The following is a 10,756-nucleotide window of genomic DNA, read 5'->3' on the forward strand; positions in this document are numbered from 1 at the left end:
TTTTTTTCCCGCAAATGCCGTTGTTCTTTTTATGCCTAAGTAAACCGAACTCCAAGGTGGATGTCCTCACAAGTAACTTTCATCCTCCTATAAATAGGCGCGATGTAGTTACTTAAATATCGGTCTTCCTATACAAAATCATTGGTTTAAGACATAAAATGTCAACGCACACAGCAGGTTTTGTTTAATTCGTATTCTCATTCTATACCAACTAAAACTATTTTGCAACTTATAATTTTATCTTATTTACAACATTATCTTCATATGAAATCCAATCACTAAAACTTCCAGGATATAGTTTTACATTCGTATATCCAGCTTCAATTAATCCTAAATAATTAACACAGCCTGTTACACCTGAACCACAATAAACAACTGTTTCATCGCCTTTATTGTATGGACTGAATAGTGCTTGTAATTCTTCAGTAGTTTTAAATTCTCCACTTTCAGTTAAAACATCTTTCCAAAAAGAATTTTTTGCTCCCGGAATATGGCCAGCAATTCGATCAATCGGTTCAAATTCTCCAATATATCGAATATTTTCTCTAGAATCAATTAAATTGAAGGCTTCTCTATTACTATTTCTTTTGACCTCATGCATAGAACTAATTAGATGATCTTGCACATTAATCTCAAAATTCTTAGGGAGTACTTCTTCAACATTAGTAGTTACTTCAAAACCGTTTTCTAGCCATTTTTTATAACCACCGTTTAATACAAAAGTAAATTTATGACCAACTAAATTACATAAAAACCAGCATCTTGCTGCATTATCATTTGTACCATCGTCATAACAAATCACAATCGTGTCATGATCTATTCCAAGTTCACCTAAAAGTTTCCCAAAATCATTTAAATTAGGTAAAGGATGTCTGCCACCATGCTTTTGTACTGAACTTGATAAATCTTTATTTAAATCGACATAACGAGAAAGCGGAATATGGCTTTTTTGATATTCATTAAAACCATATGCAGGATTTGACAATTGAAATCGGCAATCTAAGAAAACTACATTTTTATTTAAACGCAGTTTATTTGCAATGTTTATATCAATTATATTTTTCAAATTTAATTGTCCACCTTCCTATTAAAATAATTTTTTGAATAAGTTTAGCACCTTTTCATCTACCACTACTTCATTTAAATTTTCAGTAGCTTTAATTGTTTGTTGCACATCATTTTCAATTTGCTGGCTGCAGTTTTGCAATACAGAATTAAATGCTTCAACATATTGAATATGATAATGATCTGCATAAATGTTATTCATATTCGATAAATACTCTTTTAAAGGAGTTCTCAATTCATTTATACATTCATCTATCATATTTTCCTTCATATTATCAACAAAGAAGCTTTTTGGATTTTTAAAGTGCGACTTTAAACTTTCAAAACGATCGACATTAATAAATTGATCTGGGTTTTTAATTGAAACAGGTAAAATCTCGTTTATTTCACCTTTTTGAACGATAAATTCAGATTGAATTGAATGTATTTCACCTATAACTCGGTCTTGTGACATTGAAATTTCATTCGTTAAAAACTTCTCTAATCTGAATCCTGTTACTCGTAATTCCTTTAAAATCTCTTCTAACACTTCATAAATAAATTCACGAATTTTCGTAACGAACAATTGTTTAATGTTTTTCGTCGTCGTATTAAAAATACTAGGATTAAAGAAATAAGGGAATAGATCTCTCATTCTTAATTCGATTCGCTTTTCGATAAAGAAAATTAATTGTTCGTTTTCTTTCATAAATGCTCTTGGTAAATTAGTAGGCTCAGCATTTTTAATAGTTTCTTTGACCTTAATCTGTATTTCCTCAAGTTCTTTAAAGAATTGATTTTTTTCACGCTTTATTCTTTCAAATCGATTAATTGTATCACGTAAGATTTTTTCAATGGTTAATAAGTCATTAATAAACGTTTTAAATACTTCATTAGCAATTTCAAATTGGAAGAAATTTTGGATTTTCGTATTTAAATTCTTATAATTATTCTCAATTGCTACATTTAGCTCTGAATCACCATACCCCTTCATCTGCAGCATACTTGAAATAGCAAAAACAGATGGGAAACGTACGCCCAATTTCGTTAATTGGTTAACAAAGAAATTTTGTACGATTTCGATTTCATTTTGATCCTTTGCTAAATCCGAAGCATTTAATACAAAGTACACTTTGTCACTATCAAAGCTTTCCCTCATTCGTCCAATTTGCATTAAGAAAGACTCATCTTGACGTGTAAAAGCATGCTGATAATGTGCAACGTATAAAATTAAATCAGCTTTTTTTAAATAATCGAAGGCTAATTCAGTATGTCTTGAATGGATACTATTTCCTCCTGGCGTATCTACTAACACAATACCACTTAAAGTAATATCACAATCAAAATAAACTGTACTTTCTTTAACAAAGCATGCTCTATTTTCTTCACTAATTACACTTACATACTCATCTAAGTCATATCGTTTAATTGTTCCGAGTAGACTTCTCATTTCTTCGTAATTTTGACAAACACTTTCAGCATAAACGAAAGCATCCGTAGGGATTTTATCCTTTTGTTTCTTAATTAGATGTTGAAGCGTACTAAACCATTCATTTTCGTTTGCTTCTACACCCCATTTTTTGAAGAAATCTAGAAACTCTTCTTTTAAAGAATTCTCAGATTTATAACTTACATCAGCTTTTTTATTACCTGAATCAAATGATGAACGTTTAATCTTACAAATTGCTGCTGTAGTTGGGTGTGGAGAAACTGGCAATACACGGTCACCTAATAAAGTATTTATATACGATGTTTTTCCAGAACTAAACGCTCCAAATAAAGCGATTGTATACTCGTTTGATTTAATTTGTTCTCTTTTTTCTTTTAGAAAACCAATTTTACTCTTTACAAATTTGTTTGAAGCTAATTCGTTTAATAGTAAATCAGCGATTTCATATTTAGCTTGAATTTCTTCATTGGAATATTTTTTTGTATTCGTTTGATCAAACTCTGTAATACGCTCTTCTTTTATTTCAGGAGTTTGAACAGTTAAGATTTTATGATTAATTAAGTCGCTTACTGAAATTAAAGTAGGTTTAATTTCTGGCAGTTCATGATTAAATTCTTGATTAGTTTCTAAAATCGTCTTAATTTCAAAAACCATATGTGAAATTTGATGATTATTGAACTCTAAGTCATTAAACCCATCAATTTTAGATTGTAGTTCGTTCTTTTTCGTTTTTAATTTTAGCAACGCTGTTTCATTTTGTAGCTTTAGTTCTTTTGAAAGGCTATAAATAAATTCAGAAATACTTTTGCGATAGACCGCCTTAATCCCTTCACTTACTTCCTTTGTATACTGTAATAAATAGTTTCCACCTGTATCAATTAAATGAGAAGGCTTTGGACATAATACATCTTCACTCAAAGTAGGTTCCAGAATTTTATCAAATTCGCTGCTATCAATTTTATTATTTTCAATTTGTTTCACAGAGCGAATTGCAGCTTCTTTTACGAAATACTCAATTTGTTTATTTGTTAATTCTTGTACCTTGTTAATAAAGTGATTTTTCGATTCATGTAAACTATTCTCAAGTTTTTTTCTTGATTGGAATAATCCTTTATTTTGCAAGGCCTTTTCTGATTCTAAATATTTTGAGGCTAAATCCCTCATTTCAAACGGTGTAATGTTTGAATTACTTAATACTTGTTGAGTAGACTGCAAACATGTTTCTTCAAATGAAGAAACTGACTTTTCAATCGTCTCAATTTCATTCGTTAAAATGCTATATTCCGATTTTATTTCATCAGCATTTTGATCGATGTCGATGTAATCGTTCTCAAGTTGTTGTACTTGTTCATTCATAATTGTTAAAAAACTTGCATAGTCATTTTCAAGTTGAACTACATCTTGATCACGGTATAATTCATTTAAATAATTTATAAATTGGTTATATTGATTATTTTTAACAGTTTTATCTCTTGTTGACAGATAAAAAACTTGTAAGTTATTTAATCCTTGTTTTTTCAAGTTTCCAATAACTCCATGTTTAAACTGTTCAAACGTTAATTCAGTTTCATCATGTTTATCTATACATGTAATGACTAAACAAACTTTATTATTTTTTTCAACTAAACCATTGATAAAATCAATATTTGTTTTCGAATGAACATGCTGATAGTCCATTAAATAGAAGATACTATCAGCTAGATGTATAACTGAGTTTGTCGCGTCTAGATGGTCCATATCAGTTGAATCAATACCAGGTGTATCAATTAAGACAGTTCCACTTGGGATTTTAAATATTTCTTGTGCCCACTCTAGCTCAATAATTGACCCACTATCTGAAGCTAATTTTTTTAGTTCATCAACCTGGATATCCTCTTGAATCTGATACATTTCACCATCTTTAAGAGTAATTAACATTTTACTTTCGCCATTTTTTAATTTTACGACGTTAGCACTTGTAGGAATTGGGCTCGTAGGTAGTTTTTCTACTTGTAATAAGTCATTTAGTAATGATGACTTCCCTGCAGAAAAATGCCCACAAAATACGTAATAACTTTCCTTATTTTGTATTTTGTATGCTAATTTTTTTAATTGAAATAATTCCTTCGAATTTCCTTGATCAGAAAGTAAATTGATTCCTGAAGAAACCTTGTTCAGTAATTCCCCTCTGTTAATCTTAGTGTTTTGCAACGTGATTTCCCCATTTCATTTCAAACTCAAATATTTTCCCTAGCATTATTTTATCCCCATATATATTAATTTGGAAGAAGAATGTATAGGCATATGCATATAAAATTAATAAAACTCGTTTTTGTGACGAGCCTTTTATGGAAGAAGTGACGTAAATGCCATTAAGATTACTCCTAAAATTGGCAGCAAAGACCTAAACACTCTTCCTTACTGACATTTTATTTTATGAAAAGTATAAAAAAAAACTAGGTAACATCACCTAGTTTTGAACTTGTTTAAGTACATATTTAGTTATTAAAAAGTATAAAAGTATTGTAGCCGACACAAATCCAAGAACCATTTGACGCACAACCTTTCAAAGTTGATAATGATTTTCATTCTATGTTAATCATAATCAGTTATTTTTCATTTGTCAATAACTATTCGATTGATTTTAAAAGCGCTTTATTTTCTTCTCGGATTCTTACTTTTAATAACACTAAATTACATACAGAAAAGATAACCGCTGTAATGTAGGCATGAAACATAATTGGTATGACTAATAACTCGATCGTTACGATGATGTAATTTGGATGTTTTATATATTTATAAAGCCCACGCTTTACTAGTTTTTCATTAGGCAGAATAATGATTTTTGTATTCCATCTATCACCTAACGTAGAAATAACCCATACCCTTGCTAACTGCAAAATGATAAATAATATAAAAAGAAATGTAAAGAATCCTATTTCTACATATTGAATAAAGTAGCTTTCAATTAGAATCGATAAAAAAAACATACTATGTAAAATAATAAAATATTTATAGTGCTCTTGACCAAATTCAAGTGCTCCAAGCATTTTTAATTTTTTCTCATTTTTCTTAGCGATCCCAAGCTCTATCACTCTTTGAAGGACGATAAATAAAAAAATGATTTTTAACATTAACATTCTACCCACTTTAACAAAGATAACTCGGAACTAAATCCAGGACCTAAAGCGCAAAGAAGTCCATATTCATTCACTTTTCCTTTTTTCATAAACTCACTTAACACAAATAAAACTGTACAAGATGACATATTTCCAAATGATTTTAAGACATTTAAGGAAATCGATATTTTCTCTTCGCAAATATCCAAAGATTCAACATATGCATCTAATACTTTTTTTCCACCAGGATGTGCAATGAAGTGAGATAAATCACTTATAGTTAATTGATTTTCATTTAAGAAATTAGAAACAACCGGTTGTAACCAATTCTTAACAATCAAAGGGATATCTCTTGAAAAAATGACAAATAAACCATCATTTCGAACATCCCAACCCATTACATCTAATGAATTCGGCATCAGAGTTGAATTAGTCTGTTCAATTGAGGGTAAAGATTTATGTATCCTTCGATTTTTTAAATTACTTTCATCGCCTATCACTAGAACAGCTGCTGCTCCATCGGCAAATAATGAAGTTCCTATTATATTACTTTTTGAAAGGTCTTCTTTTTGAAAGGTTAAACTACATAATTCAACTGCTACTAATAAAATATTAGACTTAGGGTGTGCTTTACAATAATCAAATGCTCTCGAAATTCCACTAGCCCCACCTGCACAACCTAAACCCCAAATAGGTATTCTTTTTATGTCGCATCTAAACGGTAAGATATTTGCAATATGTGCATCGATCGTTGGAGTCGAGAAACCAGTTGAAGAAACAAATATAATTCCATCAATTTCATCGTATTGAACTTCTGAAGATAAAAATTCATTACTTGTTACACATTTTTTAATAGCTTCTATCGACAATTCGATTGAGATTTCAGTGTAGGCCTGATTTTTTTGTTCCAAGCTATGCTCCTCACTATACCAAGAAAGCTCCTTGGAAATATATCGACTTTGAATCTCTCCATTTTGAAATACGGATAATAGGCGATCAATTGAAGGATACTTTTTCAAAAAAAGCTCGCGAATAAAAGGTACTACATTTTCCTGATTGATTTTATATTTAGGGACAGATTGCCCAACAGATAATATTAAAGGCATAATTTTCCACTCCTTGTAGTGTTTACCTTTTGTATAAAACTGGAAAATTATTCTCTATTTCAGGAAATTGATAGAAAATCACCTTTATATTACCTGACCTTATGCTCCTCCTCTTGAAAAGAGCATCCTAGAATAGAAAAAATCGTACTTTGAAACAATATTTTACTAAAATGGCACTGTTAATGTAGAATGTTGGTTTTCTTATACGACTATAAGCATGCTCTAGTTCAATAATGATTTTATAAAATCGACCACTCCGGGTTAGAATTTATTAAGCATATGCATGTATTAATTGAATAAGAGTTGTCTAATTAGACAAACTTTTTTTGTTCAAGAATCAACTTTTAAATTTTTGGGAGCAAAAAAAAAGACAAATCACTATTCATTCATGGACCATGAACGAATCATTGAATTGCCTAAACGTTTCAAAGGAGTTTTTCTTTCTGTTGTGCAGTTTTAGTATATCTCATTTTACTCAATAGTACATTCACAATTATTTCCATTAAAACGTTTCATTTTATCGCTTCTACTTACTTATTACGACTTATTTACTTCTTCTAGCTCATATAGCTTCGAATATTTAGACTCTAAATATTCAATAAAATATTTTACATTTAACTCTTCTCCTGTGACATCCTTCAAAATTTCTTGGGGCTCTTTCATTGCACCATATTGATGAATATTTACTTTTAACCAATCAAGAATTGTTTGAAAATCATTTGTCTCAATCAATTCGTTTAAGTTAGATAAGTCTTTTTCCATTGTTGATTTAATTTGGGCAGCATACATTGCACCTAGAGCATAAGTCGGAAAATATCCAAAATGCCCCATTGACCAATGAACGTCCTGTAAAACACCTTCACGATCAGTCTCTGGAACAATCCCAAGATACTCCTCCATTTTTTGATTCCAAATTGAAGGGAGTTCATTAACTTGAATATTTCCATCTAATAGATCCTTTTCAATTTCATAACGAATCATTACATGTAATGGATAAGTTAATTCATCAGCTTCTATTCGGATAAATGAAGGCTTACTATTATTAACTATTTTATAAAATTCATCTAAAGTAATATTATCTAATACTCCACTTAATTGCTCTTTTAATTTTGGAAAATTCATTTTCCAGAATTCATAGCTTTGACCAATGATTTTTTCATATAAAAGTGACTGAGATTCGTGAATCCCTAATGAAGCACCTTGAGCGATCGGTAACCCCTCTAAATCTTTAGAAATATTTTGCTCGTATAAGGCATGGCCACATTCATGAATAGTACTAAAAAGAGCTTTTTCAAAATTATTTTCATGATATTTCGTTGTCACTCGTACATCACCTAAATTAAGTGATGTCGCAAAAGGATGTGGAGTTGGATCTAATCTACCTGCATCGAAATTGTATCCAAGTGTAGCTAGTAATTGTTCACATATTTCTTTTTGCTTCTGAATTGATACGAAAGCTTTCATTTCTTCTTTTTCAAAGTTTTTCCCACTAGCTGATACAGCTTTAACAATCGGTACTAGTTTATTTCTGACATCGGCAAAAACTTCATCAAGTTTTTTTACAGTCATTCCAGGTTCATATTGATCTAAATATGTATCATATTTACAATCTTTATATCCTAAATACTCAACAAATTTACGTTTATACTCAATTATTTCAGTTAAATAAGGTTCAAATTTAGCAAAATTATTTTCTTCTTTTGCTTCTGCCCAAACACTTTCAGAAATTGCTTGGCATTTAATAAATGCTTCATATTCATCAACTGGAATTTTTGTATTTCGATCGTATAGCTTTCTTAAATAGCTTACTGTTTTCACAACTTCTAATGAACATTTCCCTGCACTAATCGCTTCTTCCATTGTAATTAAATAATGTGCCATATCATTTGAAGTACTCATTTTAAAAACATCTGATGATAATTGACTAATTACATTTGAACGCTGACTAACAGCATTTTTAGGTGCACCTGTTCGAAGATCCCAATACAATACACTTATTGCTTCTTGAATGTTTAACATTTTCCTCACATACTGCAAAAACGAAGCCTCATACTCTTTTAAGCTCATCAAAACACCCACCTTATCTTATCAAATTTTTCAGTCAGTTAAATAGTAACATAAATAATTTACTGTTTATGAATATTTGTCATATTTTTCAAACAATATTTCTCGACAAAACGGATAATGTCAAATGACTTCGTACATACTGCTCAAGTCTTTGAATCTGATTAAGTACACTTTGAATATTCCTTGACAGGAATATTCTTAAAGAGGTATATTCTATTTATGAATTCCACTTTAATTGCTCTTGCAGAGCCGAACAGATTACAGATTGTCGAACTCTTACGTAAAGGTCCTCTCTCAGTCGGTGAAATTGCTGAAAGCTTAGGACTTAAACAACCACAGGTTTCAAAACATCTACGTGTACTAAGTGAAGCTGGGCTTGTCGAGGTTCAACCAATCGCCAATAAAAGAATTTATAAACTTAGACCCCAACCGCTACAAGAAATGGATTCGTGGATCAAGTCATTCCGACACGTCTGGGAACAGAGATTCGATCAATTGGACGATTATTTAAAAAAATTACAAGGCAAATAATGATAGCTTTTTCGCAGCACACATTCTAATTAGTATTTATTATTTTTGAAAGGGAAACTAGCCAGTAAGGAGCACTGATGGCGGAAAATAGACGCTAAATCATAAAGCTGACTATTTAGTTAAAAATTAAAAATATACTTCTGAAAAAATTGGAGGAAAAAGTAATGAGTAAAAATACATTTCAAGTAGATGAGCAAGGCTTAGTTTTAACAAGGGTTGTTGATGCGCCTCAAGAATTAGTATTTAAGGTTTGGTCAGAAGCTGAACATCTTAAAAATTGGTGGGGTCCTAAAGGCTTTGAATTGGATGTTATAACTTTAGAATTTAAAACTGGTGGTAAATTCCACTATAAAATGCAGTCAGCTGATGGATTCGAAATGTGGGGAATATTTGTTTTTGGTGAAATTATTGAACCTGAAAAAATCGTTTTTGTTAATTCATTCTCTGATAAAGATGGCAATATGGTTCGTGCTCCATTCTTTGAGGTGTGGCCATTGGAAATTCAAAACACGTTAACTTTAGAAGAAAATGACGGTAAAACGATTCTTACTTTAAAAGGCTTCCCAATTAATGCAACTGATGAAGAAGTTGCCGCATTTATTGCAAATAAAGATTCTATGCAAGAAGGCTTTACAGGTACTTTCGACCAATTAGATGAGTATTTAAAAAAAACCTCATTATAAGATAATAAAAAAACCCTTTAGAGCTAGGAATTAGCTTTAAAAGGTTTTTTTAGTTGCTATATTAATAATAAACTACTTTAGTTTTAGCAATTATATCATGTATTGTTTTTCGATCTGTTCGAAAGATAAAAATCAAATCAACAAGATACAAAACTACAAATGCTTGTATAATGATTGGCAGATTTAGCTGACAACATAGAACAAATACTGTGCGCAATGACATTGTTTTTATATCAACTAAATCTTCAGTATCCTTAACAACCATAATGCTCAATAATCTTTTTCCTATTGTTTGTCCGCTCCAAATATAAGTAGGTACAATGACATAAAATAAGAAAACAAATAAAAGTGACCAAACTGAATATAGAAACAGCTGCTTACTACTGTACATATATAAATCCAAAATGTCTTTGTTTTCTAAGCCAAGTATTAGCAACCCAAGTTTAGAAAATAAAAGATTTAATATGCCATCAATCCAAGCTGCAAACAATCTTCTTATACGACTTGCCAGTTCGAAATCCATCCAGATGAACCTCATTCCACAAATTTGTTAAAAATGGATATTTTAAACTATATTCTATTATACTTGGACATTATATTTTTGATTAATGATTTTTAACTAATTGATGTATTATTTTTGAAAAAAAAGGGGCATTTAAATTAAAGGCTCTTTTCGTAAAGTTTGTTGCTTTTATAAAATAATGTAATAGTAAAGGAAAATTATTGTTAGTTGTAGAATATTAATCATTGGTCCTTATTCAACTAAATGGCAGTTTA

General features: G+C 30.3%; 8 protein-coding genes and 1 other RNA gene. 2 read left to right on the forward strand and 7 right to left on the reverse strand.

Features of this window, described 5'->3' with window-relative positions; all coding sequences use genetic code 11:
* Position 1: 1 nt before the first annotated feature.
* From ssrS to COC46_RS16030, 6 genes are all read right to left on the reverse strand, one after another.
* Positions 2 to 183, reverse strand: a non-coding RNA gene (gene ssrS / locus COC46_RS16005) — 6S RNA.
* Between the two features lie 46 nt (positions 184 to 229).
* Positions 230 to 1,057: a sulfurtransferase gene (locus tag COC46_RS16010; RefSeq protein ID WP_098810870.1), complete on the reverse strand. Its 828-nt coding sequence runs from the start codon at positions 1,055 to 1,057 to the stop codon at positions 230 to 232.
* A 30-nt stretch (positions 1,058 to 1,087) separates the two neighbouring features.
* Positions 1,088 to 4,684, reverse strand: coding sequence for a dynamin family protein (locus tag COC46_RS16015; protein ID WP_098810856.1), 3,597 nt, complete (start codon positions 4,682 to 4,684; stop codon positions 1,088 to 1,090).
* A gap of 419 nt (positions 4,685 to 5,103) precedes the next feature.
* A complete protein-coding gene (locus COC46_RS16020; protein ID WP_098810872.1) occupies positions 5,104 to 5,607 on the reverse strand; it encodes an isoprenylcysteine carboxyl methyltransferase family protein in 504 nt (167 codons plus the stop codon).
* Positions 5,607 to 6,698 carry a type III polyketide synthase gene (locus COC46_RS16025; RefSeq protein WP_098810858.1) on the reverse strand — a complete coding sequence of 364 codons (1,092 nt, stop codon included), beginning with the start codon at positions 6,696 to 6,698 and terminating at the stop codon, positions 5,607 to 5,609. Before COC46_RS16025 ends, COC46_RS16020 begins: the two co-directional genes overlap by 1 nt.
* Before the next feature lie 537 nt (positions 6,699 to 7,235).
* Positions 7,236 to 8,765: a carboxypeptidase M32 gene (locus COC46_RS16030; protein WP_098810861.1), complete on the reverse strand. Its 1,530-nt coding sequence runs from the start codon at positions 8,763 to 8,765 to the stop codon at positions 7,236 to 7,238.
* A gap of 219 nt (positions 8,766 to 8,984) precedes the next feature.
* Here COC46_RS16030 and COC46_RS16035 point away from each other — a divergent pair, with 219 nt between their 5' ends.
* Both COC46_RS16035 and COC46_RS16040 read left to right on the forward strand, forming a co-directional pair.
* Positions 8,985 to 9,296 (forward strand): ArsR/SmtB family transcription factor, encoded by a 312-nt coding sequence (locus COC46_RS16035; RefSeq protein WP_098810863.1) that lies wholly within the window; start codon positions 8,985 to 8,987, stop codon positions 9,294 to 9,296.
* Positions 9,297 to 9,460: 164 nt separating this feature from the next.
* Positions 9,461 to 9,979, forward strand: coding sequence for an SRPBCC family protein (locus COC46_RS16040; RefSeq protein ID WP_098810865.1), 519 nt, complete (start codon positions 9,461 to 9,463; stop codon positions 9,977 to 9,979).
* Between the two features lie 61 nt (positions 9,980 to 10,040).
* Here the strand turns inward: COC46_RS16040 and COC46_RS16045 are convergent, their stop codons facing one another.
* Positions 10,041 to 10,502 (reverse strand): RDD family protein, encoded by a 462-nt coding sequence (locus COC46_RS16045; RefSeq protein WP_176545189.1) that lies wholly within the window; start codon positions 10,500 to 10,502, stop codon positions 10,041 to 10,043.
* Positions 10,503 to 10,756: the final 254 nt, after the last annotated feature.

Origin of the sequence: Bacillus sp. AFS041924, from assembly GCF_002577195.1 — a bacterium.
Classification (GTDB): domain Bacteria; phylum Bacillota; class Bacilli; order Bacillales; family Bacillaceae_G; genus Gottfriedia.

Excerpts from the sequence above, each read along its gene's own strand:
- COC46_RS16020 (WP_098810872.1), bottom strand. The coding sequence starts at position 5,607 with ATGTTAAAAATCATTTTTTTATTTATCGTCCTTCAAAGAGTGATAGAG.
- COC46_RS16025 (WP_098810858.1), bottom strand. The coding sequence starts at position 6,698 with ATGCCTTTAATATTATCTGTTGGGCAATCTGTCCCTAAATATAAAATC.
- COC46_RS16030 (WP_098810861.1), bottom strand. The coding sequence starts at position 8,765 with ATGAGCTTAAAAGAGTATGAGGCTTCGTTTTTGCAGTATGTGAGGAAA.
- COC46_RS16035 (WP_098810863.1), top strand. The coding sequence starts at position 8,985 with ATGAATTCCACTTTAATTGCTCTTGCAGAGCCGAACAGATTACAGATT.
- COC46_RS16040 (WP_098810865.1), top strand. The coding sequence starts at position 9,461 with ATGAGTAAAAATACATTTCAAGTAGATGAGCAAGGCTTAGTTTTAACA.
- COC46_RS16045 (WP_176545189.1), bottom strand. The coding sequence starts at position 10,502 with ATGGATTTCGAACTGGCAAGTCGTATAAGAAGATTGTTTGCAGCTTGG.